Here is a 26,063-nt window from a genome sequence, read left to right as displayed (position 1 = left end):
TCTCCTATTGGTCCGATTTCAGGTTTTCCGCCTTGTGGGCGGCGTATTGGGTTTCGATATTCTTGCGGGCACTGCTGATATGACGGCGCATCAAGAGCTCCGCCATCTCGCCATCACGAGACTCGATGGCCTCGAGAATGCGGCGATGTTCGTTAAGGGCTTTTTGCGGGCGATTGGCCACGGTACTGAACTGATAGCGATACATACGTACCAGATGGTAAAGCTCACCAATCAGCATCTGGCTGAGGGTGGCATTGTGGCTGCCCTGGATGATGCGGTAGTGAAAGTCCAAGTCGCCTTCGCGCTGGAAATAGGCGGTGTCCTCTCGCAGGTCTTGCTGCTGCTCATGCTGATCGAGCACATCCAGCAAGCCGCGTACTTCCGCCTTGGTCATGCACTCGGCCGCCAAACGAGCAGCCATGCCCTCGAGGGCTTCACGGACGTGATAAATTTCGATCAAGTCATCGAAACTGAGGGATGCCACGCGAGTTCCTACGTGAGCAACGCGCTCAAGCAGCTTGCGGGATTCCAGGCGACGAATCGCTTCGCGAAGGGGGCCACGGCTTACCCCGTAGCGGGTAGCAAGTTCAGTTTCACTAACCTTGGAGCCGGGAGGAATCTCTCCACGCACAATATCGTCCTGTAACCGGGCGAATACCCGATCAGCCAGGGTTCGTGCCTGGTTTTGCGATAAAGAGTCTGGAGAGGCAGCAGACATAAGTTAGCCCGATTGTTGACAATCTCTACAACCGGGCAGGACTCTACGCCCCTATACGGGATGTTTCAAGGGGCATTGTTGACAATGATTGGCTTGTGAGTGAGCAAAACAGCAACAGGCCCTTCACCGCAGCCCCCTCCTCCGCCTGTGGTGGCTGTGGCAGACTGTAATTTTTCCACATCCTCTGGCTAGAGCTTGGAACAGATCCTACTGCGATTGCCCATCATGGCTCAGCGCATCGCGACGGAACCGTCGCTCCCACAGAAAACCGCACGCACGTCAGGAAATTCCCACCTATGGGAGCGGGCGCTCGACCACGATAATGCGCTTCAATCATACCCGGACACATCGCGGTCGAGCCGCCGCTCCCACGGGGGGATCTATGGGCTTGTGGGAAGGTGCTTGCGCGCGAAAAGATTGGCTAGAGGGATGATCTTTTCAAAAAGAAAGATTTCCCCTGGAGAAACACTGTCGCTCTACAAAAGAATTGTTTCCGGAGCAGCAGCGCGACGACATCGTCGCGCCAATGCAACGCTTTAAAAAGTCAAGCGGGAATTTCGACCTAGTTTAAGGACTCGCCAATGGATCACATTGGGGATCCCCAGGCAAACCAGCAAAGAACTGGACTGCGCCTCTTTGAAGAGCAAAGAAAAGCGCCTGTTTCTCCTCTTCCAGATCAGCAAAGGTTGCATCAGGACCCTCCGCCTCAATCCACTCATCCCGTTTGATAAACGGAAGATAATCATCAATCCAGGCAGCTCTCACTTTATTATCAAAGGCGGTTGAATCATTGGGCCCACCGGTACGATAAAGGGGATAGCAACCGTCACCAGCAAGGTCCATATCGACACGACCAAAAATTGAGGTGCCAAAATTCGACGCATTTGGATCCGCTACATTTTCGGCCCCAGGATTAAGCATAATAGTGAGGTTGGCACTTCTCGGGCTTTCAATCGTCCGGCTAACAAACCCTACCTCCCACATATCACAGGAGCCTATCGGGCCTGCTGTAACCAAGCCAAAGCTGTCGCCCCCGGGAAGGTCTGCTGAAACCTCAAGGCAAAACTCTGTAGTTTGATAGTAGTCTTCTCTTGGCATTTCCTGCTCAACGGGATCAATAATTTGTGCGGGGTAATTGAAAGCCGTGCCAGAGCCTGCTTCCTGCTCGCGATTATCAATGGATGTGCAGGCACTACCCATTGCATCAATATCTTCTTGCAGACAGGCACGCATTAGCCTGACTGTAAAAGGACCGTTTTGTGACAATTCAGTCACGAAGCTCTCGTCAGGCAACACTTGCGGAACGGTTAACACTTCTACCGTTAGCGGAAGATCCACCGGATCACTCGACAATATGTCACCACTAACAGCCCCCTCTTCCTGAGACTGCAGCGTTTCAGAAGGGTATGCCAATTTAATATCGGTATTGTCTCCCTGGGCATTAGGAGGGAGATAATTATTATAAACCCGCTTATTGAGGAAGCGCCCCTTGATATCCATATCGACATCAAGTCCAGCGCCGGCCGGCTCAACGGAAAGAATCTGAGCATTTGCAAAGAACAAAACATCATCGACATGGGTAGATTCAGAAAACGAGACAAAAGATTCCCGCGTTTCAAACTCGCTGTCATTCACTCGCTCACGACGAATGGCTCTTCCCAGTCCCAGCACGCGACCATTAGGCAACACAAGTGGAGGCTCGGAGGTTACCTCTTGGCCTTCGACTATCCTCTTCAAATACGGCAAACGCATATCCGTAGGCACAAAAGACTCGTCACCTGTATCGCAATAGAAGGCGGACAGCTGACTCAGGCAAGTATCGAATCGGTAGTTACCAGCGAAAGAGTATCCTTTTGCGTTAATCACGCTAGCCAGAGGGCCATTAGGATCAGGGTCAAGCAGCGCAATCCCATTGGGTACTGCATTATGGACATCATTAAAGTAATCGTCCCACGCGATTAAAAAAGCAGGATAATCAGAGCTGGCAAACGTTTGCTGTAATCCTTGAACGACAGTTTTTTCCATCGCGTTGGCAATGTCATGAGCCTGATCTGGAATCTCGATAACATTAGGAGTCGCGTTATTAGAATCGAGCCCTTGAAGGAAGGCCGCAACATTTCGCACTTGGGTGTTTGAGTCGGCCACGACACGCCGTGGAGACTCGACGATATCGGAAATGCTGATGTCGTAGCTTGCTGCTGCACTTTGACCTTGCGCGATTTTCATACGTCCCAGTGAGAAGAATTTCCCTTCACTTACAGAGTCCCCTTGATTCAGGGCACTACCAATGAAGAACTCGATAGACGGAGAATTTGCAGGGCAAAGAGCAGCATAGGGGGGAACCGTTATTTCCCCTCCTCCTGTGGCAGATGATATTTTTTCATTCTCAGACGTAAAGAAATTTACATTGCTGTTTTCGCAGCGGTATCCGAGATTAACGAAGCTGTAATCCACTAGCTCAATCAGGACATCACCCCGGGACACCGGGCTACACGCACCTCCAGCAGGGCACCCAGCCACCGTAGCATCTGAGAAATCCTCACCACCATTACAGCCCGCCAAAGCGAACGCGACAGCCGTTAACGCAAACAAAACACGCATATTCAATTCCTGTGATGCTGCAGAGACGAAATCAATGGCCTTTAATAACCAGTTCGCCCTGCGTCACTTTTAGTAATCCGTCAGTACCAGGCTGACTTTCAAAATAAGGAAGAAAAACAACCAGATACTGTTGACCTGTTTCCCGCTCAAGGGTTCCTTGCAGGTAGCCGTAGCGATACCAGGTTTCCGGGTATTTACGACTGAACGGTTGATCCACCAGCATTACCGGCACGCCCTGAGCATCCAGTAACAATACTTCCGCGGCCAGATACCCTTCACCTTTCACGAAAGCATTGAGGGTCACACCGCGCAGCTTGTCATCCATTCGGTAAGCGTGTACCCGGTAGGCGTTCTCTCCCACCATGGTTTCGCTGCCACCATCGAAACTGACCAGCCGCTCATCACCCGCTTCCAGCGGTTTTGCCGTTTCAAGCAGGTGACTACAACAATCCGCCCGAATCGCCCGATAGGTTTCCATGAAACCATCGGTGGTGAGCGCCTGAAAATTGTCCGGTGCCGCTTTGGCGGCAGCCCACTCGGCCCCCATATTAATTTCACGGCTGACCAGCTGGCCGGTCTCGTCTACATAGGTGACAAAACGCTGGTTTTCACGTTCAGCCAGCTCTTGATCAATCTCTCCACTCGGTCGGTAGTCCTCAAGACTATCCTCCCCCATCGCTCTAGGTACTGCAGCTGGTTTCGGATTGGAGGTAGCCTCTGCCTGTTCGGATGGCGGCTCGGGAGTCTTTTCAGCGGGACGCTCCAACGTCACCAGATTGCCTTGGGCGTCGGTATACACATACAGGCCGCTGGCGCTGTCACCCGTGGGCATCGCGCTCTGGCACCCTGCCAGAGCGACCAGAGCCAATGCAAGGAGATGTCGCATCAAAATTTCGTTCTGAACGCCAAACCGATCATGGTGACCTTGGCCTCTGTCTTGATATCAAGGCCAGCATAGGGGTTATAGACGACATTATTAATACCTGTGCAGTTTGCTGCACAGCTGGTATTTGCCGGAATTTCGTCTTTACTGTGCAGCATGCCAATACCCAGATCGATATCGGTATCCTTATCCCACTTGTAGCCCAACCCGAGGCTGTAATAGCGGGCCTCGTTGATCGGCACCATGGGGCTACGACGATCTTCAGGAATGGCGGAGGCACGAGGCTCATAGCCCGCCCGAAGTTGAATACGTCCAGTCAGGTCATACGCAGCACCAAAGGCCAGGTTCCAAGTGGACTGAAAATTTAGCGGATAACTCAGACGTGTAGGGGTTGAACCCGGGGAAAACAATCTGGCCAAGCTCAACACTGCGGAGCTGCGATCAAAAACGATATTAAACGCATCCCACTCTTTGTAATCCGCCCAGACCGCATCCACGTTGAACTGCAAACGCTCTGTTGGCTTGATCTTGATCCCCGTCTGGAAGGTTGCCGGCATGGTGAGATCCATGCTCACCCGCCCTACTTCCTCCTCTTCCACATAGGATGGAATACCCAATACTGCAAGCGCCAGCGCACCGGTAGCAGAACCGCCAATGCCGTTAATTGTCTCACGGGCCCCATTGGAATAGGTGATCTTGTAGTCGCCTTTCATGTGAGTCTTGGCCGGAGAACGCCAGGTTGCCCCCCACGCGAAGCGCTCGCTGGGTTCCCACAAAATGCCGAGATTGTATGAGGGACTGAAACGTTGATCCATGGAGACATCGAGCGACGCCAGGTTTTTGAAAGGCCCCAGCCCTTCTTCAGGGCGACAAATACCGAACAGGATCAAATCCAGCGCAATATTGGATTCCCCCTCAAACGGCGCACAAATGCTCTCATCAAGAACACGTGCAAAACCAAGCAATTCGTTGGGAGCGCGGAAGTCCTGCTCCAGAGCAATCGCCTGGTAACTCATACCAATAGAGGCACCGATATAGAGTTCATCGTTAACCTTGTAACCAATAGAAGGAGACAGGTATGTGATCCGCTCCAGGGCAACACGCTCCCCCATGTAGTTCCCCACATCATCTTCGTCACGGTAAAAACCTGCCGCTAACGGAAGATAAGTTGCCGTGGCAAAAGTGAACTTGGAGCCTGCAGGTCGGATAGAAAATGCAGGCAAAGGGCCCGCAATCAGGGGGCCAGGAGGGAGATCAACAGTATCATTCAGGAAAGGCACATAGAGGGAAATACCCTCAACGGTGCTTGTCGCCGTTTTGAAGCTACGGCAGTAATCTACCCCATCATCAGGCACATCGTTACAGACAATGGGATCATCGGAGAATCCAAATACGTTGTAGCCTGGAGGAGCTGAGAACTCCGATTCCAGAGAAAAGTCTGCCCCGACAAACTGAAGATCCATGCGCCGGCCATCAAGTTTGGCCAGGCCCGCCGGGTTGAAGTGAATCGCAGAAATCCCAGGCGGATCTGCCGTCACCGCATGGCCCATACTCATGGCTTTCACATCGATAGCGATGTTGTTGGCAAGTTGCGCGTCAGCCAGCCCTGCCACCATTCCGACAGCAGCCACACCGAGCCTCAATCCCAGCCTTTTATCATTATTCTTCATGGCTCACCCCATCCAACTGCAGTTGCGGCTTAGGCACCGGGTTTCAGGCCGGAGAAATCAATCGGCATGGAAATACCAAGCAGCACATCAGGGGAATCTTCAGTCAGACCAAAACCGAAGCTGAGGTTGATAATGCGGTTACTGGATGTACGCAAACCCAACGAGGTATTCACTACACTGGAAGTGGAATCTTCTGAGCTCGCCGTATAATTTTCAAAAACAAAGTCGGTCTCAAAGTTGTACGATTGTTGGTAGCTGGCGCTGAGCGACACTTCATAAGACAAGGAATAGGCCAAGCCCATTGAGAAATTCAAACTATCCCCAGGATGAACGTCAGTTAGAATCGCGCTCCCTCGCACTTGATTAAGCCCACTCACATCAAACGCATAGGTGTAGCCTAAAGAGCCGAAAAGCACGACAGGGTCGATCACCTTGCTGACACTCACACCAGCACCCAGAGAGTAGTAACCAGAGCCGCTAGAGACCTCTTCCCGAACGTTCAGCTCATAGGGGCTATCGCCGGTCGGCGTCACAAAAGTGGTGTAAAGCGTGGTATTCATCGCCCCCGGCCGCACAGGGAAAGGCTGGTAGCGCAAACCGAAAGAGACATCCCCAAGCGCGGCCTGAGAGATATCTTGCTGGGTATCGTACTTGTAAGACACGGGAAGACGGGTATTGAAGGTCAGATTGTTCCAGATACCGTAATCCAGCGACAAGGAAGAAGAGAAAGAGTGCTGGGCATCCTGCTCGATACGGAAACGACTGATGCCCCCCGTATTCTCATCAATAGCGATATCGATACGGTCATCCCGGTAATAGCTATAGTTACCGGAGAAGTTCAATGACATCTGGCCACTTGGCAACAGTGAATACTGCTTCTCCGCTGCCTGGAAAACCTCCTCAAGATTCTTTTCCTGAGTGACGTCATCCTCTTGGGTCTGCAGGGCTTCGCGAGCTTCGTCAACACTTTCTGCCGCCCAGGCAACATGCTGCGCCAACAAGAGTGCAGCCGCTACGGCCACCTTCCCAGACATCATCTTCATGCAAGCCTTCCTTTATTCTGTTTGTTATTTGCCACTGCAGGCTGTTATTTACGGTAATAGGTGCGGGTGGGCACATTGATGACACGCTGGCTGCCATCTTCTTCAGTCACCAACACTCGCTGCAAGGTACTGGCCTTGTCCGCCCAATTCTCAATGGGTGCGGTAAACACCGGAAACACTTCAAATGCCCAACGGTTGATGGTGCGCTCATCCAGAAGTCGCAGATCATAGTCCGTCAGCTGGAGACCATCCTGGGGCTCAAACCCGTTCGGGAAGACAATAAAGAGCACGTTCTGATCCCAGATCTCCAGGAACTTGGATTCAGTGAAACTGATATTGCCCAGCGCCGGGTCTGCCACATAGATATGGCCATCTTGATACTTCTTCAGCACCACGAAGTGCTTGAAGCCCCCGTAAGCGATGGGAACGATGGCCGGGTGATCAAGGGTGCGAATATCATCGATCTCGGCCCGAAAACCACCGCTTGGATGCCCCAAAGCGGTCGCCAAACGTTTCATGTCCAGCAGCGAGAAGCCCCGTCGCTCCACAATCTTGTCCGTCTCACCAAAGCGCAACAGCCCTTCCATGATCTGGCGCTCCTGGAATTGACGACCAAGATACTGATTTAACACCGTTGTCAGGGCAGCCGAACCACAGGAATAGTCATACGCCTGGCGCACTACATTGTGATAGCGGAACTCGGATACCGGCTTCTCAACCACAATACCGCGGTCTCTGAGCGGGTAAGGTTGGGTCGGGTGCTCATAGTAGATCTCCCCTTTCTTCGGGGGGTCGATCACCACGGACTCGTTGGCGGCAAAGTAGATAAGCGCCACACCCAGCATGGAAGTCAGCATGTAATGGCATCCAGCGTTATTGTTATTGTCTGTTTCTTATATGGTGACACATGTTAACTAGGTCACCCTGTACAGGCAACCACCGCAACTCGCTTTCTCGCAGCCAGCCCAGGTCTAACGGGCCAGTAGAGATGCGCCCAAACCATTCATTAAAATCAAACAGTTAGCCGCCGCTTTTTATTCTGATACGACCCTAAATCGACAAATCGTAACCGTAACGCTCCGCTGCCTCCTCGAAATGGTGCAATACCGGAGCCATCCATTGTGCATAGTTTCGCCAGCGCTCCTTGGAGCTGCTGTAGATTTTTTGGGTTACGCCCTGGTAGCTGGGTGTCGCCAGGGTACCGCGCTGGCGAGCATGTTCATCGTAGCGCGTGACTGCGTCATTCCACTCCAAGCCGAGAAAGTTGATGACTTTGGCTGCTTCGCCATCAAGGTCTTCAATTAAATCTTCATAGCGAATCGCATGAACACGATCCCTGAGATCAAAAACCTTCTCATATTGCCAGAGCAGACTCATCACATTTCGGTAAAAGCTGGCAGCAGCACCTAGATCAAGGAAGTTGGCCATAGCATCATTCATCTGAAATGACTGCATATAAGCACTCAGCACGCAATCACAGGGGTGGCGAAGGGCCACAATGAATTTAGCATTGGGAAAAATCTTCAGGATTAGCCCCATGTCCACGGTATTCAGCGGCATCTTGTCGATTAACAGATTGGAACGGTTGTACTTCATTTTTTCATCGACCACCTTGTAGTAGGCGTCACGCAGCTCCACCACCTGCTTCTCATTGATCCGGCTTAGATAATCAAAAGAGGCCAACCACTGCTGCTTCCAATTATCAGTTGTTTTAAGCGCCCCATCCATATTGGCTTTGGCGTTCATCCATGCTCCCGACTGACGAAGAACGGCTGCCATGGTGGGTTGCTCTTCAAGAGCCTGAACATCCGGGTGCGCATCCAGCACCTGCTCAAGAAGTGTCGTGCCAGAGCGAGGAAAACCAATCAAAAAAACTGGCGGATGATCCGTGGGCGTAATTTCCTCCCAGCCTGACACCCATTCAGGGGTAAAAAGCGTCCTGAAAACTTCTACACGGCGACGAAGACTATTCTCACTGATCATTCTGGAATCGAGTGATGCACGCAGGTCGTTACCCGACTTGATTGCCCGAAACGCATCATCGTATGACTTAAGGGCATCTTGCGCTTTACCCAAAAACTTCCAGCAAGCCGCTGCAAATCTGTCATGCGGCGCTTTGGGCAACCAGCCAGAAAGGCAATCGACAACACCTTGGTAATCCTTCATTTGAAGCAAAATGGTTGCCTTCAGGTACCAGTAACGAGAATGTTCATCAACCGAAATCAACTTGGGGATTTCTTCGAGGGAGACCAGAGCCTTATCTGGCTGAAAAAGGCGCTCAAGCACTTCCGCATTCGCCAAAAAATATTCTGGCGTTGCTTCCTGCGCATATTTTTTGACCCTCTTGAGAACGATACGAGCCTCACTCCACTGGGCACCGGCATGGAGAATCTTGTATCGCAGCTCCCAACTACGGGAATCTTTTGGCCATCCTTTAAGGATCAGATCAACAAGTTCAGCCCCCGCACCGAGATCGCCAATTTGGACAGCAGCATCCACCGCCCGGTTAAGTGCTGAAAAGTCCGTTACCCCTCGCTGTGCGCACTGCTTAAGCACTGATAGCGCCTGATCGTAACGACCAGAATTACACAGCTGTTCGGTAACAGGACGAATTTGTTGAAGACCGATTTGCATGCTCATGGCACCGAATTAAACAGGATTGGGATTTTCAGGACAAAAAAAATGTGCCCTAGCTTTCGCCGGGGCACATTTTGTTGAAGCGGTCAGCTCTAATTAGTGACCGGAGATGCTTACAGTGGTGCCATTCAGGTTCAGGCCGGTGATATAAACGTTACCAATCGGATTGGTACCAGCAGTACCCATACCAACTCCCATCAGGGCAATATCAGAGCCTCCTGCTGTGGCAATACTCAGAGAGAGACCAGTTGGAGTAATACTTGCAGTGGTGCCAGTCAAATCCATGCCGCCGATCAGAACGTTATCAGCGAACAGGGAGCCACCGCCAGCGGCAGAGGAATCGTTCAGAGTAAAGTTAGTGATTACAATATCGCCAATGGCACCAGACAGGGACAGGAAGTTAGCAGCATCCGGACCCAGCTGAATATCCATACCCAAGTTGTTCAGGGTGATATCACCCAAAGACACTACGTTGGTAATGGTACCTGCTTTGGCAGCAGTTACACGGGCCAAGCCATCAACTGCAACACGCTCGCCATTGGTAGCATCAGAACCACTAACACCGATATTCAGGTTGGACAAGGTCAGGTTAGGCAGATCAATACCAATAACCAGAGCGCCACCAACACCATTTGTGCCAGCCGCAGAAGCGGCATCAATGTCAATGTCAATCTGACCATTGATGTTCACACCTTGAACAGCAATAAAACCTGCATTTGCGCCTGCAGTACCGATAGCTGCGTGACCATCGGTATCTTCGATGAACAGGTCAGTAGTAACGTTGGTGGTGATGCTCATGCTGATACCGTCCTGACCAGTTACGCTGGACAGTGCTTCATCTTGCATCGGCTCCAGAGCCAGGGCGCTCATGGGAGCGGCGGCTACGGCGGCGGCGAGAGCGAGTTTCTTAAAACCCATGGTTGTTCTCCTCGTGTGCACAACGTGTGTTTTTGTAATCTTTATATGCGCCCCGTTTCTCGAGAGCACACATGTACGTTAACACATCAGTTACAAAAGCCAATGCAACAGTTACAAAGAGATTCACATTAAGGATTATCCTCTAACCATATGTTTTTTAAATGCTTTTGAAATTAACGAAACAAGAATTAGCTTCTGTCTCATTGCAACATTCCCTGAATCGCGCTCCAAATGTTACCCGTCGTAACACGGTTGGGTAGTTTGTCTGTTACCGGTACACTAGCCCTCCCTATTTTGACGACGCGCCATGACTTTCAGCTGCCTTTTTACCCTGAACGGCCAGACTGTAGCTCTACCCGAGCCCGTGCAGACACTTTCCATCACGAATATTGGGGATGCTCCGCGTCTTGTTGCAGACATCGGAGCACGCCTCAACAGGGATTGTGTTTTTGCTGCAGGGGTCATCCCCTATGAGATGAATCCTTTCTCGCAGGGCACAGGTATCCCGTTAGTCGTTCACCTCTATGATGCGGCCCCCACTCCTTTCCCTGATGGCCTGGTCGGCTGCAGCGAAGCAAGCACATTTCAACTTGAGCAGCCCTTTACACCGGACATCAGCAAAGCAGCGTATCTCGCAAAGCTGAATCGTATAAAAGAATATCTGGCAGCTGGCGATTGCTATCAGGTAAATCTCGCGCAGCGGTTTTCCACATACTTCAGTGGCGATCCCTTGCTGGGCTGGCTTGGATTGCAAACTGACCACCCTGCCCCACACAGCTGCTATTTTGATACCGGTACGGCAACTGTCTTTGGAGTGTCACCTGAACGTTTTCTTTCTATCGCAGGAAAGCGTGTGGTGACCGAGCCTATCAAAGGCTCTCGGCCTCGAGGTAATTCTGATGCTGAAGACATGGCTTTTGCTGAAGAATTACTACTCAACCCTAAAGACCGGGCAGAAAACCTGATGATTGTGGATTTGTTGCGCAATGATCTCGGTGCTGTCTGCCAGCCGGGAACAGTCAACGCCGATCGGTTATTCGAGTTGCGCCGGTTCAGTAATGTTCAACACCTGGTCAGCACCGTGACAGGCCTTCTACGGGAGGATATTTCTCCGTTGGAAGCTCTCATCAGTGCCTTTCCGGGCGGTTCCATTACGGGGGCTCCCAAGAAGCGCGCCATGGAAATCATTGATGAACTGGAACCTGTGCCCCGCGGCGCTTACTGCGGCAGCTTTTTCTGGATGGATAATCACGGGAATCTCGACAGCAATATCCTGATTCGCACACTTCAAACCGAGGGGAACAAGCTTTACTGCCATGGTGGCGGCGGCATTGTGTTCGATTCTGATCCTGAAGCGGAATATGAGGAAAGCCGCTTTAAGGTAGAAAAGCTGATGGGGTCGTTGGAACAACGGTTTTTGTAACCTGCTCTGTGGGGCACAGCTTGAGCCAGAACCCAAGCTGTAGGAGGGTGCTTGCACGCGAAGTCTCTGGTTCTGATCACTTACCCAAGACACAAAAAAGCCGCACCCAAGGCTGGGCGCGGCTTTTTGATATTGGTCCGACAGGCTTCGCTCACGTTATGGGTGAAACCTGCTCTATGCAGCTTGTTTTACAGCGGAATATCCCGTGGGCTTGCCTTGACGATTTCCTTTTTCAGGTCTTCGTAGCTGTGCACTGCAGGAAACTGCGGGAATTCGGCAATCACGTTGTCCGGCGCATGGAACAGGATGCCCTGCTCGGCTTCGGCCAGCATAGTGGTGTCGTTGTAGGAATCACCCGCAGAAATACAGTGATAGTTCAGGCTGTGGAAAGCCTTAATGGACATGCGCTTGGGGTCTTTCTGGCGCAGTTTGTAGTCGGTGATCTTGCCGTTTTCGTCCACTTCCAGGCGGTGACAGAACAGGGTCGGCCAGCCCAGCTTCTTCATCAAGGGCTTGGCAAACTCGTAGAAGGTGTCCGAGAGGATGATCAGCTGGAAATTTTCGCGGGCCCAGTCGACAAATTCCTTGGCTCCGTCGAGGGGCTCAAGAGTATCGATGACTTCCTGGATATCGGGCAGGCCGTAACCATGCTCATCCAGAATGCGCAGACGCATCTGCATCAGTTCATCGTAATCCGGGATATCCCGGGTGGTAGCACGAAGCTCTTCGATTCCAGTCTTTTCAGCGAAGTTGATCCAGATTTCCGGGATCAGGACCCCTTCCAGGTCCAGACACAGCAATTCCACGGTATTCCCCTATGGGTTGATCAGGCGCGCACAATGTAGCCGCCGGCCCAGTAGAAATCAATTGGCGTGGGTAAAGGCGGGGTTTTACCACAGGGGACACCGAGGAAAACACTCAACTGGCTGGAGGGAGAGACTCCCACTCGAACTGGGAGCCTTGACAGTGAACGGAGCCCACTTGGTCAGGACGGTCATTGGGCGGTACATGTCTGTAGATGCGGCACAGAGCAACCGAATAAGCCAGGGTTTTACTCAGTGATCTCTGTGCCCTCTGTGGTAGAAACGGCTTCAACGAATCGGCAGCTCGATATCCGCGAACAGCGCCTCCCGCTCCTCGCGGTTTGAGGCCTTGATGGCTGCCTCAACGCGATCATGGGTCAGGTGAGGCGCGAAGGCCTCAAGGAAGTCGTACATGAAGCCGCGAAGGAAGGTGCCCTTGCGGAATCCAATACGGGTGGTACTGGACTCGAACAAGTGACCCGCATCCAGAGCCACCAAACCTTTGTCTTCAACAGGATCCACAGCCATGTGAGCAATAATCCCAACTCCCATCCCCAGCTTCACATAGGTCTTGATGACATCTGCATCTGCCGCGGTGAACACCACTTTAGGCTCGAGCCCCTTGTCCACGAATGCATCATCGAGCTTGCTGCGGCCAGTGAAACCAAACACGTATGTAACGATGGGATATTCGGCCAGGGCCTCCAGGGTAAGCGGGCTAACCTGGGTAAGCGGATGGCCCTCCGGGACAACCACCGTCCTATTCCAGCGGTAGCAAGGCATCATGATGAGGTCAGAAAACAGATCCAGCGCCTCAGTAGCGATGGCGAAATCCACACTGCCGTTTGCCGCCATCTCAGAGATCTGCATGGGCGTACCCTGATGCATGTGCAGGGAAACGTCAGGAAAACGCTGGGTAAACTGATTGATAACGGGAGGCAAAGCGTACCGGGCCTGGGTGTGGGTAGTGGCGATACTCAGTTCACCACGTGACTCATCCCTGAACTCCTGCGCCACACGACGAATGGACTCGGTTTGCTGAAGAATTTCACCAGCAATCCTGAGGATGGCCTGCCCAGCAGGGGTAATGTGAGTCAAATGCTTGCCACTGCGGGCAAAGACCTCCACCCCCAACTCATCTTCCAGCATACGAATCTGCTTGCTGATTCCCGGCTGAGAGGTATATAGCGCGGCCGCAGTAGCAGACACATTGAGATCGTGCCGCGCCACTTCCCAGATATAGCGTAGTTGCTGCAGTTTCATCCTTGCCTCCGCACGCTGTCGGGCTAGTGGTTACGAGTGGTTATAAGAATATAAGTAATTATACAGCAAAAGCATAGGAAGCCTTGCAGGTAGTTACTTATCGCCGCCGGACGCCACGTTGGAAATGCCATGAGGTACATGTCCGGCTGCCACGTGCTCTGCAGCGGACTCGCAGTGACCTTGCTGATCATCAAAAAACATATCGGCACCAAATGCCCGCAGAAAATCCCCTTTAGGCAGCCCACCCAGGAAAAGGCTCTCATCCAGTCGAACGTCCCATTCTCTGAGAGTCCGCACGACACGCTCATGGGCCGGAGCGCTTCTGGCCGTCACCAAAGCCGTGCGAATCGGGCATTCATCATGGGGAAAGCTGTTCTGCAGTTGATGCAGGGCCGCGAGGAAAGGCTTGAACGGCCCGCCGTTCATGGGAGTCCGCGCAGCACGTTTCTCATTCTCGGTAAATGCTGCCAAACCTGCACTCTGAAAAATCTGTTCGGACTCATCAGAAAAAAGCACTGCATCACCATCAAATGCCACACGCAGCACGCCATCTTCTCGTTGGCAGCTGCCACCGGAAAGGATGGTGGCCGCCGCATAGCCGGCTTCGAGCACCTGACGCACATCATCAGGGTCAGTAGACAAAAACAGATGAGCCCCAAAGGCGGACACGTACCGGTAGGGGCTTTCCCCACCGGCAAAAGCCGCCCGGGTAATAGGTAGCCCATAATGTTCTATGGAATTAAAGACCCTCAGCCCGGTATCAGAACTGTTGCGTGACAACAGGATCACTTCCACCCTGCCCTCACCACCTTGCAGTTCGTTGATGGCAAGCAGCTTCTTTACCAGAGGAAAGGCATCCCCCTGCTTAAGCACATCTTCTTCGTGCTCTATCTGGTAATCCTGAAACGCATCCAGCCCTTGCTCTACATAGACTTTATGGCTGTCAGACAGATCGAAAAGCGCACGTGAACTAATGGCAACAACAAGCTTGCCGTCAAACGACACAGGCATGATTTATCTCATCCATCCAGGTTGCAGCCAGTATCCTGCTGTGAGATTCAAAGCGCAATGCAGGGAGAATGGATACATCTTGACTCCGTTCTGTCCGACACAAATTGATCAATGGTTGTTCACATCATATATGTGGCATAAAGTTGCAACAGCGTTGTCTTCAACGCTACGCCAAGCTGTTTCATACCATCCGAAGGGGAAAGGGAGTCGTCCATGGCTGCTAACAAGGTTAAAGATACCGTTGAGGAACTTCAGGCGCAGATCCGCAAGTTGGCTGAGCGCTTTGATAAAGAACGTGAGAAGCAAATCGGTCAGCTGGAAAAACAGCTGGAAAAAGCGCGCGATCGTCTCAACAAGGAAATGGAGCGTCGCCGCGAGTACCTGAGCAAGTTCGAGAGCCTGCAAACCGAATACCGCGAGAAGGCCACCGCCACCGTTAAGCGTCAGCTGGACCGCGCCCGCAAAGCCGCTGACGATGCCCGCAAGCAGGTAGACGACTCCGAAACCCGCAAGCGCATTCTCGAAACCGAGGTCAAGGTACTGAAGGCCACCGCCAAGCAGGCTCACAGCCTGGCTCGCGTCATTGGTCAGTACGAGAAAGACCTGGAGAAGCGCGCCAAGGAAATAGAGAAAAAGGTCTCCCCCAAGAAAGCTGCGGTGAAGAAAGCACCTGCCAAGAAAAAGGCGGCTGCGAAAAAGGCCCCAGCCAAGAAGAAAGCTGCCGCCAAGAAGGCGCCAGCCAAGAAAAAAGCGGTAGCCAAGAAGAAGGCCGCCGCGAAGAAGGCTCCAGCACCTAAAGCAAGCTAAGCCTTCGTTCCGGTTAAACAAAAAGCCCCGACCTCTCAGTCGGGGCTTTTTTGTTTTGCCCCTGCCAGTGAAACCGCCATGGCTGCGTCAGCGGTGCCCGACAGGCACAGCCTTGGCGAGCTGGTACCTGTGGGAGCGGCGGCTCCGCCGCGAGGTTTCGAGGCTAACTGGCAAGTCGGTGCTGCGAACTGCCTGCGAGACCTGAGCCTGTTAACAAGCCCTAAGAGGCACGCTGGGGCAAAACCTCTTCCATCCCCGCCAGATAGCGAATCTGGTGCTGATCAGACTCACCCGCCACTTCTTTCAAGGTCTGGTAGGTACGGAGCCCCAGTCGATAGGCCTGCCCTGCCCGTTGGCAGCTCACTACCTCAGCATCCACCTGGCGGAGGATCATGGCCGGGGTGTAGAGGTCAACTTTGATTCGGGTACCCGGAGACAGGCGCATTGGGGAGGTCACGCCGATACCGTAGCGGTTGTAATCCAGCGCTTTCGCCCTGGTCACATATCGCCAGCCTCCAATAAAACGATGTTTGAATACGTCCACTCGCATCTGGGTGTTGATGCGGGCCAACTTGCGCCGGTTGGCTCCACGGGATTCTCTGCTGTCCATATCGTGTCCGCGTATTTGGTATCTGGCAACGCCATCCTGGCGCTGAATTAACAGGAGCCTTTCGGACCCAAGTCCGACAGACTCCCCGGCAATGACATCACAACGCCATAAGTTACAAATATTAACACAGCATCCCGACTGCGGCAGCGCATTCTATCGTTTCAGCCGGGCATCTCAGTCTTGATTCTGACACTGGCCAGATAAAGACACCGTGTTATCATCGAGCCACTTTATTCTTCCAGATCAGGAATCAAAGGGACGTGACAGCTAACAGCACATTCGGACTAATGCCTTCCCTGGCTGGAGCGGCGTTGCTGTGCACTTCCTCCGTCTTCGCCGATTCCCCTCGCGATGCAGAATCCACGCCCGGCGCCACATTCCCGTTGGCCTTGCCGGAGGTGGAAGCCAGCTACCGTGTTGTGGTCAATGGCATCCCTGTCGGGCTCAACGCCACCATCCGCCTGACCCGGGACTCCGAACACTATCAACTGCATTTCAAGGCACAGAATCGCCTCTTCCGTCATGAGGAAACTGCCCTCTTTGACTGGAGTAACTGTGTTGCCAAACCCCATCACTATCAGCATGAAAGTGTCGGCTTCGGCATCCAGCGTGGAGGCGAAATTGATTTCGACTGGGATACCCAGACCGCCAAAGGCAGTAAGGCGGTCTATCCCCTGGCACGTAACGCACTGGATGCACTGAGTGTCGCCATGGTTTCTCGCTGCCATATGGCCAAAGCGGATCAGTCCTTTAGCTTTGATGTGGCGGAACCCGATGGCATGACCAAGTATCAATACCGCGCGCTGGATAACGAAACGATCAAGACCCCCGCAGGTGAATGGCTGGCATCTGGCCTTGAGCGGGACTACGAGGAGCGCGGCCGCAAGTCCCGTTTCTGGGCAGCCCCTTCACTGGAATACTTCATGATCCGCATGGATCATCAGGAAAACCCTTTCGTACGCGGCCGTATTGAACTGACCGAATTCCGTTATTTGAGCGACGAGGATAGCCGTAATCCCGAACGCCAGGCTGGCAGCACGGTTTCCAGCCGCTGAGCACAGCTTTCCAGTCGCTCCTTGTACTCAGCCTCGAGTTGCCAGCGATAGCTATCCTGCTGGTGCCGAACCCGCGGCGTGAGCGCCGCACGTGCCTCCCCTCGGTCAAACTGCCGACAGGTCTCGGCGAATTGATGAAAATCCGACAAGTCCACTTTCGGCGAAATACTTTCTGGCAAGGTATCCAGCAGGGCACTGATACGAATTGCCGCTTCACTTAATTCCACTTGTTGCTGAGCCATGGCGAGGGTGAGTACCTCAAGACTATCCAGCACGCCAGCGTGTTGCTGACGAATTGCCTGTTGCTGTCTTCGCGCTGTCCACAACCGCCACAGAATCAAACCAAGCACGGTACCAATTATCAGGCCGAGCAAAGCCGCCAGAACAATCTGCCAGGCAAGAGACATGTTTTCTCCAAAGGGGGTTGAGATAAGGTTTGAAAAAACCCGAAACCAGTACCATTGTAGCCCTCAGATACGTTCAGTTCATCCTGCGGAGAAGCTGCTTGACGCCCACGTTGCCCGATTGGCTGGCACCCCTTGCCCATCACCTTGAGCCCTGGCTGCCCGCCTTGACGGCTACCGGCATTTTGATGGCGCTGGCATCCATGGTCGCCATTCCACTGTTAATCGCCCGGATGCCTGCTGACTATTTTACCGGCGACTATCACCCAACCGCTCGTCGCACCCCATTGGGGTGGCTACTATGGTGCCTGCGGAACCTCCTCGCCCTGCTGTTGCTGATAGCCGGCATCCTCATGCTGGTGCTACCCGGCCAGGGGTTGCTGACCATACTCATTGCCATTATGGCCAGTACATTTCCGGGGAAATACCGCCTTGAACGCGCTATCATGCGCCGCCCCGGAGTCTTCCGGGCAGCCAACTGGATTCGTCGTAAATACCGGCGAACACCACTCCAACATCCAGATGGAATAGCTGAGGACATGATTCATGGTGATTAACAGCGCCGCCATTCGCTGGCACGGGGATTTCCTCGAACTACTGGACCAGCGCCTGCTGCCCACCGAGATTGTCTGGCTTCCCGTGCGCAATAGTCAGGATGCAGCCACGGCCATTCGTGACATGGTGGTACGCGGGGCGCCAGCCATTGGCATCACCGCTGCCTACGGCCTTGCCCTGGAAGCTGCCCGCATGGAGCAGCGGGCCAGCATGTCAGCTCTGGCTGGAGCCGTTGAGACGCTGGCGGCCAGCCGCCCCACAGCGGTGAACCTGTTCTGGGCACTGGATCGACTGCAAGCGACTGGCGGCTCCCTTGAGGGCGCAGAGCTTGTGCAAGCTCTGACCCAGGATGCCGAGGCCATTCATCAAGAAGATATCGCTGCCAACCACGCACTGGGAGACTTCGGCGCATCCCTGCTGCCCCAGGACGCTACTGTGTACACCCACTGCAATACCGGTGCATTAGCCACCGGAGGCCATGGCACCGCATTGGGCATCATCAGGAGCGCGTGGCAAAAGCAGCAGCTGCGCGGTGTCTATGCGGGGGAAACCCGCCCCTGGTTACAAGGCAGCCGGCTGACCAGCTGGGAACTGGCTAACGATGGTATTCCCGTTACCCTGGTGGCCGACAGCACGGCTGGCCAGCTTATGGCTCAGGGAAAAGTCCAGGCGGTTATCGTTGGCGCAGACCGAATCACTGCCAATGGTGATACCGCCAACAAGATTGGCACCTACAATCTGGCCGTACTGGCCAAGCACCACGGCATTCCTTTTATTGTTGCGGCCCCCGTATCCACCCTTGACCCGGCCTTGCCCGATGGCTCACATATTGTGATTGAGGAGCGGGATGGCAGCGAGGTACGCCAGATTCAGGGTAAAGTTGTGGCCCCCAGCGAGGTGGCAGTTTACAACCCCGCCTTTGACGTAACGCCAGGCGAGCTAATTACCGCGATCGTCACCGAACGCGGCGTTATCGAAGCACCCACCACCGAGAAAGTATTGGCCCATCTGCGACAGCAGTGAAGCGGAGAGCACCATGATCGAACGCCCCTATTCCACCGCCGATTTCCGCGAGGCCAGCCGCGCATTGGCCGCCATTGGACAACGCATCTACGGCAATGGCTGGTCACCGGCCACCAGCAGCAATTATTCCGTACGACTCAATGAGCATTACGCCGCCGTCACCCAGTCCGGCAAAGACAAAGGGCTGCTGCGGGAAACCGATATCATGGCGGTGGATATGCAGGGACAAGCGGCCAGCGCAGGCAAACCCTCCGCAGAAACCCTTCTCCATACGCAGCTGTATCGTCGTTTTCCCAAGGTGGGCTCGGTACTTCACACCCATAGCCATGCCAGCACGGTACTCACCATGCATTGGCCGGCCAACAGCATTACGCTGGATGGCTATGAACTTCTCAAGGCCCTTGATGGCTTTACCACCCATGAAAGCCGCCTGGTGATTCCTGTCTTCGACAATACTCAGGATATTGCCGCCCTGGCAGAAGCGGTGGATGCCGCCATGGAGGATGGTGATGCCAGCCATGCCTATCTCATTCGTGGTCACGGCCTGTACACCTGGGCGGCAGATTTGCCCGCCTGTTACCGTCAACTTGAAGCCTTGGAGGTTCTGCTCGCCATCGAGCTGGATCGCCGTCGCCTGAGTGGAGTCTAGACAATGAGTGAAATGAAAGTCTTCAGCGCGGATGCCCCCGACGCCCCCGAGCAACACCTCACCGACAAGCAGGCCATGGCCAAGGTACTTGCCACAGCCGGTGTCCGCTATGAACAGTGGCAAGCCTCAGCGGCCCTCTCTGAGCAGCCTTCACAGGATGAAGTCATTGCTGCCTACAAGGCGGATATTGACAGGTTGATGGAATCGGAAGGCTACCAGACGGTGGATGTGGTCAGCATGGTGCCGGATCACCCTGACAAAGCGGTTTTTCGCCAGAAGTTTCTCGACGAGCATCGTCACAGCGAAGACGAAGTACGCTTTTTTGTGGAGGGCCAAGGCTTGTTCACCTTGCACATCGGCGACAAGGTTTACGAGGTCCTGTGCACCAAGGGCGATCTGATCAGCGTCCCCGCCAACACCCCGCACTGGTTCGATATGGGCTCACAGCCGCGATTTGTTGCCATTCGTCTGTTCAATAATACGGAAGGCTGGGTGGCGAACTTTACCGGCAGCGACATCGCCAGCCGTTTCTCGCGCCTGGACTAGGGAGCCTCTGTGCCCTTCAGGCTATGCCTGCAAGTGATAAACCAATAGACGCGAGTTTCGAGTTTCGAGTTTCGAGTTTCGAGTTTCGAAGAGCAAAACCTGTCACAGCCTGAAGGAAAAGTGATTTCAGGTTTTCGTTACTCGAAACTCGTACCTCGCTACCGGCATTTCATCGCTCTCTACCCACGTAACAGCAGTGACGGACAGGATCATGATCAAGGCAATCATCACTGATATCGAAGGCACCACCAGCAGCATTTCCTTTGTCAAGGAAGTGTTGTTCCCCTACGCCGCCCAGGCCTTCCCGGGCTTTCTTGCCGCACAGTGGGATGATCAGGCCGTTCGCGAACAAGTGCGCGCCGCAGAGGCGGAAAGCGGACAAACACTGGAAACTCCAGAACAAGCCAGCGCTCTGTTCCAGCAATGGATCTCCGAAGACCGCAAAGCCACTCCCCTCAAATCACTGCAGGGAATGATCTGGAAACACGGTTATCAGAATGGTGACTATACTGCTCACCTCTATGCCGACACAGCAAACGCCTTACAAAACTGGAAACAACAAGGGCTGGATCTGTATGTCTATTCCTCTGGCTCCATCCCTGCCCAGAAACTGTTCTTTGGGTATAGCGATGGCGGCGATCTGACAAACCTGTTCAGCGGTTACTTTGACACGACCTCAGGCCATAAGCAGGCAGCACAGAGCTATCGTAATATCCAGAATGCCATCGGCCTGCCCGCTGAGAATCTGCTGTTCTTGTCCGATATAGAAGCCGAACTGGACGCTGCCGCTGAGGCAGGCTTCAACACCATCCGGGTGGACCGTGAAGGCAGCCAAGGCAGCAGCAAACACCCGGTCGTGACCAGCTTCGACGAGATCAGGCTGCCTCAGTAAGCCCTTCCAATTTTGAAAGCTTCTATGCCGGGAAGCAGCCCAGGATGAAGTGGCGGGGACACCACAACACCTGAGCCTTCTGAAAGGACTTTCGCGGTCGTACCAGTGGGAGCGGCGGTTCCGCCGCGATATGTCGACTCTTCATGAGAGGCCATTTCCCTCTCGGGGCATACCCATAGGCCATGCTATTTGGGGTTACGGCAGGAAAGCACAACAAACTTGCTGTTGCTCCCCACTACCTCAACTTCCACGAACAAGCGCCCCAACACCTTGTGATAACCCAGGTGGCGATTGCCGATGACCCGCAACTCTCCTCCCTCTGCCAACCGCTTGCTGGCCTGCCTGAATAATCGACGCGCTACATGGTCTCCCACCGTATGACCATCATGAAACGGGGGATTCAGCAGGATACAGTCAAACCGCATCTCCAGGCCTTCAAGGCCGTCGCCGTGGTGAAATACCACGTTTGCATCCGGCTGGCAGGTCTCCACATTGTGGCGGGCACTTTGCAACGCCAACCAGGATTCATCGCAGAACGTCACATGAGCGTCCGGGATTTTCTCCAGCATCGCCAGCCCGATAACGCCGTTACCACAGCCTAGATCCACCACCCGCGCTGCAGGTGCAAGAGTTTCTGGCAGATGCTCCAGGAAACAACGAGCGCCAATATCCAGCTGCTGCTGAGAAAACACCCCGGCATCAACCCGCAACGGCCCCAATGGAGAATCCACCGAAGTTGGATAAGGTGATTCAGTCAGCTCCTTGCCTGGTGCTGTTGCGCTGAAAAGGCGAGCCTTTTTCCATCCATATTCGGCCCGACCGTTTCCCAGGTATTTTTCCATCAAGGGCACCAGCTGCCTGGGAAGATGCTTGTCCATCCCACTGAGCCATACCGGGGTTCCTTCAACCAGCTGCGCGCTAAGCCAGGCGAGTTGGGATTCCAACAGGGCAAGCGATTTGGGAACCCGCATGATCACTTGGGCAGGCGCAGAGGACAGGCTTTCTCCTGGCCAGCAATGGGGGATTGTGGAGAGGCCATTTTCGACAGCATTCTTGCCAATATTGTGATACGCCAGCCAGGAATCGCCGCTGGTCAGCACCGTTCCGCGCTGCGCAGCAGCCAGAGCAAGGGCTCCGTGGCTATCGTTGATCACCAGGGTCTCATCAGCCTCCCCGCCACGTTCATTAAGGGTATTGAGGAGATATCGGTCTGCATTGTCCCAGGCCTGAAGCGTCTCATTCCGGCGGCGCGGCCAGCGGTACAGGGTCAGGCTTCCCCAGGGGTGTGTCAGTTCATGCATGCCGGAAACTCCGGTGTCCGGGTACGAGGGAGGCGCATTCTGCCTTCAGATGAGCCGGTTGGCCATATTATCGACAAACAGCAGCCGAGAGCCTATTTAGGTATGGCATTTTCAGATTTCGCTGCTAGAATGCGCCAGCACTAGATCCGGAATATAGCTCAGCCTGGTAGAGCACTACGTTCGGGACGTAGGGGTCGCAGGTTCGAATCCTGCTATTCCGACCAATTGAAAAGGCCGCTCAAATGAGCGGCCTTTTTTATGTCGCTATTCATCCCCTATGCCAGTCTCGGATTGAGGGTATAGGTGCCTGTAAGACTAGCAGAATCCAGTGCATGAGCCTTGATCAGCTCCGCCAACCCGGCGCCGCTGAAATCCTCTCCAACCGGCAATTTTTCCACATCCAGCGCATAAACCGTAAAGATATAACGGTGAATGATGCTGTCATTCCAGGGCGGACACGGGCCGTCATAGCCAAAGTAATCCCCGCCCATATCGGCATCACCGGCAAACCAGCCGGTATAGTCATTTTTACCATGACGAAGGTTGTTACCTGCATCTGGACCGGGCTTGCCACGGGGGGTAATGCCGCTACAGTAAGCCCCCTCTTCCACACTGCTTTGATCCACCGGGATATCAAACAGCGTCCAGTGATAAAAATCCACGCGCGGCAGGGATTCAGGGACTTCCCGTCCCTCCTGATTCACATCATCCCCAGCACTGGGCACATCAGGATCATGCACCACCACCGCAAAAGAGCGCGTGCCTTCTGGTGCACCAGTCCATGCCAGGTGAGGATTAAGATTCTCGGACAAGGCAACGTGATTTTCCGGGTCGATCACCGCAAACGCATACCGGGTATCAATGGCTTGCTGGTCGGTCAGACTGCTGCTGACTAGCTGCATGGGATGACTCCTGTGAGGGCCTGTTAACACTACCGGGATGGCTCCTGCTGAATGCATTTTTTCGTCCAGTAGTGTCAGCCGGTGTGTGGTGTAGTCATTCTACATTAACAACGGCTGGCTCTGCTGGGCGGAAAAAGGGATCAGCCCTCCGGGTTGAGCCCCAAAAGCCGCCACTCGTCGTTATTCGTCATTCATTTGGAGAAACCAACCATCACTCCTCATGCCTAGATTGGCGGCTTTGGGGGCTCAACAGGTGCCATCCCGGTAGTGTTAACAGGCCCTGACGCAATAGAGAGCTCATAACACCGATTTAGTCTGACATTTTCAAGGGCAAGAAAACGGGAACAGTGACAAGGATGTATATGTTGGCCGGCCATTCGCGTCCAACTGACTTTCATAGAGCCACAAAGTATCGACCGCGAGGAGCCATTCCCCGGTCTTTGTCGGCTGGGCATGGCCGGGTTTCGCAAGTGTGATGTGTGGACGAAACCGGCGGGATTCCCGCTCAAAACCGAGCCCTGCCAGCCGCTCATTCAATTGCTGATGCAAATGGGATAAGGCTGCGCTCGGCTCGCCGGTCAGCGCAAGGAACGGGCCTTCACTGGCAGGGAACGGCTCGCACTGGGTGAAATACATTGCAAAGGGCGAGCTCTGCTGCGCCAATTGCGCCAGCTCGGAATTCAGCAGTTCCAGCTGCTCAGGGCGACAGTTGCCCAGAAATGCCAGGGTCATGTGCAAATTACGGACTGGAGTCGCAGCGGGCAATCCGTTCGCAAGCACAGCACTTGTACTGGCAAGCTCCCCGGTGACAGGTACCCCGATAAAACAGCGCATTCTGACCTCCTAAACCGTGATTCACGCCTGGGAAACCGCCAAATGGCGATGATCCAGCCCCGAACAGCCCTTCGCATCACAGGCATGGCTTCAAAACCCCGACACCGGTAGAATTGCGCCCCCACTACCTGACACCCAGCCCGCCAGCGACCACGTTAGCCAACCGAGAGGTGCATTATGTCCGGCAACAAATCCGGTAAAGTCGGTTTCATCAGCCTGGGATGCCCCAAGGCCCTGGTGGACTCAGAACGCATTCTCACCCAGCTACGCACCGAAGGCTATCAGGTGACCCCCAGCTATGACGATGCCGATGTGGTGGTCGTTAATACCTGCGGATTCATTGATGACGCCAAGGCAGAATCGCTGGATGCCATCGGCGAAGCATTGAACGAAAACGGCAAGGTGATCGTCACCGGCTGCATGGGCGTAGAGGAAGACACCATCCGCAAGGTGCACCCCTCTGTGCTTTCCGTCAGTGGTCCCCAGCAGTATGAGCAGGTTGTGAGTGCGGTGCATGAAGTCATTCCGCCCAGCCAGGACCACGACCCCTTCCTGGATCTGGTGCCCCCGCAGGGTATCAAGCTGACACCCCGTCACTATGCGTATCTGAAGATTTCAGAGGGCTGCAACCATAAGTGCAGCTTCTGCATTATCCCATCCATGCGTGGCAAGCTGGATTCCCGCCCCATCGGCGATGTGCTCGATGAGGCGGATCGCCTGGTGAAAGCTGGAGTTCAGGAACTGTTGGTTATCAGCCAGGACACCAGCGCCTACGGCGTGGATCGCAAATACCAGACCGGTTTCTGGCAGGGTATGCCGGTAAAAACCCGCATGCTGGAAATGTGTCAGGCGCTTGGCCAAATGGGTGCGTGGGTGCGGCTGCACTATGTGTACCCCTACCCTCATGTAGACGACATCATCCCGATGATGGCCGAGGGCCATATCCTTCCTTACCTGGATATCCCGTTCCAGCACGCCAGCCAATCGGTCCTGAAAGCCATGAAACGCCCCGCTCATGCAGAAAATACGCTTGAGCGAATCCGCCGCTGGCGCGAAATCTGCCCGGATATCACGCTACGCAGCACGTTCATCACGGGCTTCCCCGGTGAAACCGATGACGATTTCGAAATGCTTCTGGACTGGCTGGAGGAAGCACAGCTGGATCGGGTGGGCTGTTTCACCTATTCCCCGGTAGACGGTGCCCCTGCCAACGCCCTGCCCGACCCGGTGGACCCGGACATTGCTGAAGAGCGCCGCGAGCGCTTCATGAACGTGCAGGCCCGCATCAGCGCGGACAAGCTGCAAAAGAAGATCGGCAAGACGCTCGAAGTATTGGTGGATGAAGTGGACGAGGAAGGCGCTATCGCCCGGTCCAAAGCCGATGCACCCGAGATTGACGGTCTCGTTTACCTGAACGGCGAAACCGATCTCAAGCCGGGCCAGCGATTGCAGGTAAAAATTGAGCATGCCGATGAGCATGATCTCTGGGGTACTCCGGTACCGGGTAATGCCTGA

At 54.1% G+C, this 26,063-nt stretch carries 25 protein-coding genes and 1 tRNA gene; 10 read left to right on the top strand and 16 right to left on the bottom strand.

Features of this window, described 5'->3' with window-relative positions:
• Nucleotides 1-4: 4 nt before the first annotated feature.
• From Y5S_RS04930 to Y5S_RS04895, 8 genes are all read right to left on the bottom strand, one after another.
• Nucleotides 5-718 carry a GntR family transcriptional regulator gene (locus Y5S_RS04930; protein WP_052041402.1) on the bottom strand — a complete coding sequence of 238 codons (714 nt, stop codon included), beginning with the start codon at nt 716-718 and terminating at the stop codon, nt 5-7.
• 567 nt (nt 719-1,285) lie between these two features.
• On the bottom strand, nt 1,286-3,319 hold the full coding sequence (locus Y5S_RS04925) for a hypothetical protein (RefSeq protein WP_035230973.1): 2,034 nt from the start codon (nt 3,317-3,319) through the stop codon (nt 1,286-1,288).
• A gap of 31 nt (nt 3,320-3,350) precedes the next feature.
• Nucleotides 3,351-4,205: a hypothetical protein gene (locus Y5S_RS04920; RefSeq protein WP_156107578.1), complete on the bottom strand. Its 855-nt coding sequence runs from the start codon at nt 4,203-4,205 to the stop codon at nt 3,351-3,353.
• Nucleotides 4,205-5,872, bottom strand: a complete 1,668-nt coding sequence (locus Y5S_RS04915; RefSeq protein WP_035230971.1) for an OmpP1/FadL family transporter — start codon at nt 5,870-5,872, stop codon at nt 4,205-4,207. The genes Y5S_RS04920 and Y5S_RS04915 overlap by 1 nt, the downstream gene beginning before the upstream one ends.
• Nucleotides 5,873-5,901: 29 nt before the next feature.
• A complete protein-coding gene (locus Y5S_RS04910; protein WP_052041401.1) occupies nt 5,902-6,915 on the bottom strand; it encodes a transporter in 1,014 nt (337 codons plus the stop codon).
• Between the two features lie 44 nt (nt 6,916-6,959).
• Nucleotides 6,960-7,772 carry a C39 family peptidase gene (locus tag Y5S_RS04905; RefSeq protein WP_035230969.1) on the bottom strand — a complete coding sequence of 271 codons (813 nt, stop codon included), beginning with the start codon at nt 7,770-7,772 and terminating at the stop codon, nt 6,960-6,962.
• A gap of 193 nt (nt 7,773-7,965) precedes the next feature.
• Nucleotides 7,966-9,549 carry a tetratricopeptide repeat-containing sulfotransferase family protein gene (locus Y5S_RS04900; protein ID WP_035230968.1) on the bottom strand — a complete coding sequence of 528 codons (1,584 nt, stop codon included), beginning with the start codon at nt 9,547-9,549 and terminating at the stop codon, nt 7,966-7,968.
• Between the two features lie 99 nt (nt 9,550-9,648).
• Nucleotides 9,649-10,470: a DUF6160 family protein gene (locus Y5S_RS04895; RefSeq protein WP_035230966.1), complete on the bottom strand. Its 822-nt coding sequence runs from the start codon at nt 10,468-10,470 to the stop codon at nt 9,649-9,651.
• Nucleotides 10,471-10,777: 307 nt separating this feature from the next.
• Here Y5S_RS04895 and Y5S_RS04890 point away from each other — a divergent pair, with 307 nt between their 5' ends.
• Complete coding sequence (locus Y5S_RS04890) at nt 10,778-11,893, top strand: anthranilate synthase component I family protein (RefSeq protein ID WP_035230964.1); 1,116 nt, start codon at nt 10,778-10,780, stop codon at nt 11,891-11,893.
• A 188-nt stretch (nt 11,894-12,081) separates the two neighbouring features.
• Here Y5S_RS04890 and thrH read toward each other — a convergent pair whose 3' ends face one another.
• The 3 genes from thrH to Y5S_RS04875 all read right to left on the bottom strand — a co-directional run bounded on the left by thrH (nt 12,082) and on the right by Y5S_RS04875 (nt 14,970).
• Nucleotides 12,082-12,699 carry a bifunctional phosphoserine phosphatase/homoserine phosphotransferase ThrH gene (gene thrH, locus Y5S_RS04885; protein WP_035230962.1) on the bottom strand — a complete coding sequence of 206 codons (618 nt, stop codon included), beginning with the start codon at nt 12,697-12,699 and terminating at the stop codon, nt 12,082-12,084.
• Nucleotides 12,700-12,984: 285 nt separating this feature from the next.
• Complete coding sequence (gene cysB, locus Y5S_RS04880) at nt 12,985-13,959, bottom strand: HTH-type transcriptional regulator CysB (protein WP_035230960.1); 975 nt, start codon at nt 13,957-13,959, stop codon at nt 12,985-12,987.
• 93 nt (nt 13,960-14,052) lie between these two features.
• Nucleotides 14,053-14,970 (bottom strand): 5'-nucleotidase, encoded by a 918-nt coding sequence (locus tag Y5S_RS04875; RefSeq protein ID WP_035230959.1) that lies wholly within the window; start codon nt 14,968-14,970, stop codon nt 14,053-14,055.
• Between the two features lie 213 nt (nt 14,971-15,183).
• Here Y5S_RS04875 and Y5S_RS19645 point away from each other — a divergent pair, with 213 nt between their 5' ends.
• Entirely contained in the window at nt 15,184-15,777 is a 594-nt protein-coding gene (locus Y5S_RS19645) for a hypothetical protein (RefSeq protein ID WP_035230957.1), read from the top strand.
• 220 nt (nt 15,778-15,997) lie between these two features.
• On the opposite strand, the gene Y5S_RS04865 is transcribed toward Y5S_RS19645, so the two are convergent.
• On the bottom strand, nt 15,998-16,387 hold the full coding sequence (locus Y5S_RS04865; RefSeq protein WP_156107576.1) for a PilZ domain-containing protein: 390 nt from the start codon (nt 16,385-16,387) through the stop codon (nt 15,998-16,000).
• 260 nt (nt 16,388-16,647) lie between these two features.
• Between Y5S_RS04865 and Y5S_RS04860 the strand changes: the two genes are divergently transcribed.
• Nucleotides 16,648-17,442, top strand: a complete 795-nt coding sequence (locus Y5S_RS04860) for a DUF3108 domain-containing protein (protein WP_035230955.1) — start codon at nt 16,648-16,650, stop codon at nt 17,440-17,442.
• Here the strand turns inward: Y5S_RS04860 and Y5S_RS19400 are convergent.
• Nucleotides 17,376-17,849, bottom strand: a complete 474-nt coding sequence (locus Y5S_RS19400) for a DUF2489 domain-containing protein (RefSeq protein ID WP_035230953.1) — start codon at nt 17,847-17,849, stop codon at nt 17,376-17,378. The genes Y5S_RS04860 and Y5S_RS19400 overlap by 67 nt on opposite strands.
• A gap of 98 nt (nt 17,850-17,947) precedes the next feature.
• On the opposite strand from Y5S_RS19400, the gene Y5S_RS04850 reads away from it, so the two are divergent.
• From Y5S_RS04850 to mtnC, 5 genes are all read left to right on the top strand, one after another.
• Nucleotides 17,948-18,403, top strand: a complete 456-nt coding sequence (locus Y5S_RS04850; protein ID WP_035231232.1) for a PGPGW domain-containing protein — start codon at nt 17,948-17,950, stop codon at nt 18,401-18,403.
• A complete protein-coding gene (gene mtnA, locus Y5S_RS04845; protein ID WP_035230951.1) occupies nt 18,393-19,424 on the top strand; it encodes an S-methyl-5-thioribose-1-phosphate isomerase in 1,032 nt (343 codons plus the stop codon). The genes Y5S_RS04850 and mtnA overlap by 11 nt, the downstream gene beginning before the upstream one ends.
• A gap of 13 nt (nt 19,425-19,437) precedes the next feature.
• Nucleotides 19,438-20,073 carry a methylthioribulose 1-phosphate dehydratase gene (locus Y5S_RS04840; RefSeq protein ID WP_035230950.1) on the top strand — a complete coding sequence of 212 codons (636 nt, stop codon included), beginning with the start codon at nt 19,438-19,440 and terminating at the stop codon, nt 20,071-20,073.
• Nucleotides 20,074-20,076: 3 nt separating this feature from the next.
• On the top strand, nt 20,077-20,619 hold the full coding sequence (locus Y5S_RS04835) for a 1,2-dihydroxy-3-keto-5-methylthiopentene dioxygenase (RefSeq protein ID WP_035230948.1): 543 nt from the start codon (nt 20,077-20,079) through the stop codon (nt 20,617-20,619).
• Between the two features lie 211 nt (nt 20,620-20,830).
• Nucleotides 20,831-21,511 carry an acireductone synthase gene (mtnC, locus tag Y5S_RS04830; RefSeq protein ID WP_081939669.1) on the top strand — a complete coding sequence of 227 codons (681 nt, stop codon included), beginning with the start codon at nt 20,831-20,833 and terminating at the stop codon, nt 21,509-21,511.
• A 185-nt stretch (nt 21,512-21,696) separates the two neighbouring features.
• Here the strand turns inward: mtnC and Y5S_RS04825 are convergent, their stop codons facing one another.
• Nucleotides 21,697-22,812 (bottom strand): methyltransferase, encoded by a 1,116-nt coding sequence (locus tag Y5S_RS04825; protein ID WP_035230946.1) that lies wholly within the window; start codon nt 22,810-22,812, stop codon nt 21,697-21,699.
• Between the two features lie 147 nt (nt 22,813-22,959).
• Here Y5S_RS04825 and Y5S_RS04820 point away from each other — a divergent pair.
• A tRNA-Pro gene (locus Y5S_RS04820) sits at nt 22,960-23,036 on the top strand.
• 51 nt (nt 23,037-23,087) lie between these two features.
• Here Y5S_RS04820 and Y5S_RS04815 read toward each other — a convergent pair.
• Nucleotides 23,088-23,714, bottom strand: a complete 627-nt coding sequence (locus Y5S_RS04815; protein WP_035230944.1) for a YbhB/YbcL family Raf kinase inhibitor-like protein — start codon at nt 23,712-23,714, stop codon at nt 23,088-23,090.
• A gap of 324 nt (nt 23,715-24,038) precedes the next feature.
• On the bottom strand, nt 24,039-24,548 hold the full coding sequence (gene thpR, locus Y5S_RS04810) for an RNA 2',3'-cyclic phosphodiesterase (RefSeq protein WP_035230943.1): 510 nt from the start codon (nt 24,546-24,548) through the stop codon (nt 24,039-24,041).
• A gap of 177 nt (nt 24,549-24,725) precedes the next feature.
• On the opposite strand from thpR, the gene rimO reads away from it, so the two are divergent.
• Nucleotides 24,726-26,063, top strand: coding sequence for a 30S ribosomal protein S12 methylthiotransferase RimO (gene rimO / locus Y5S_RS04805; protein WP_035230942.1), 1,338 nt, complete (start codon nt 24,726-24,728; stop codon nt 26,061-26,063).

The organism is Alcanivorax nanhaiticus, from assembly GCF_000756665.1.
GTDB classification, from domain to species: domain Bacteria; phylum Pseudomonadota; class Gammaproteobacteria; order Pseudomonadales; family Alcanivoracaceae; genus Alcanivorax; species Alcanivorax nanhaiticus.
This window is presented reverse-complemented; position numbering and strand designations above follow the sequence as displayed.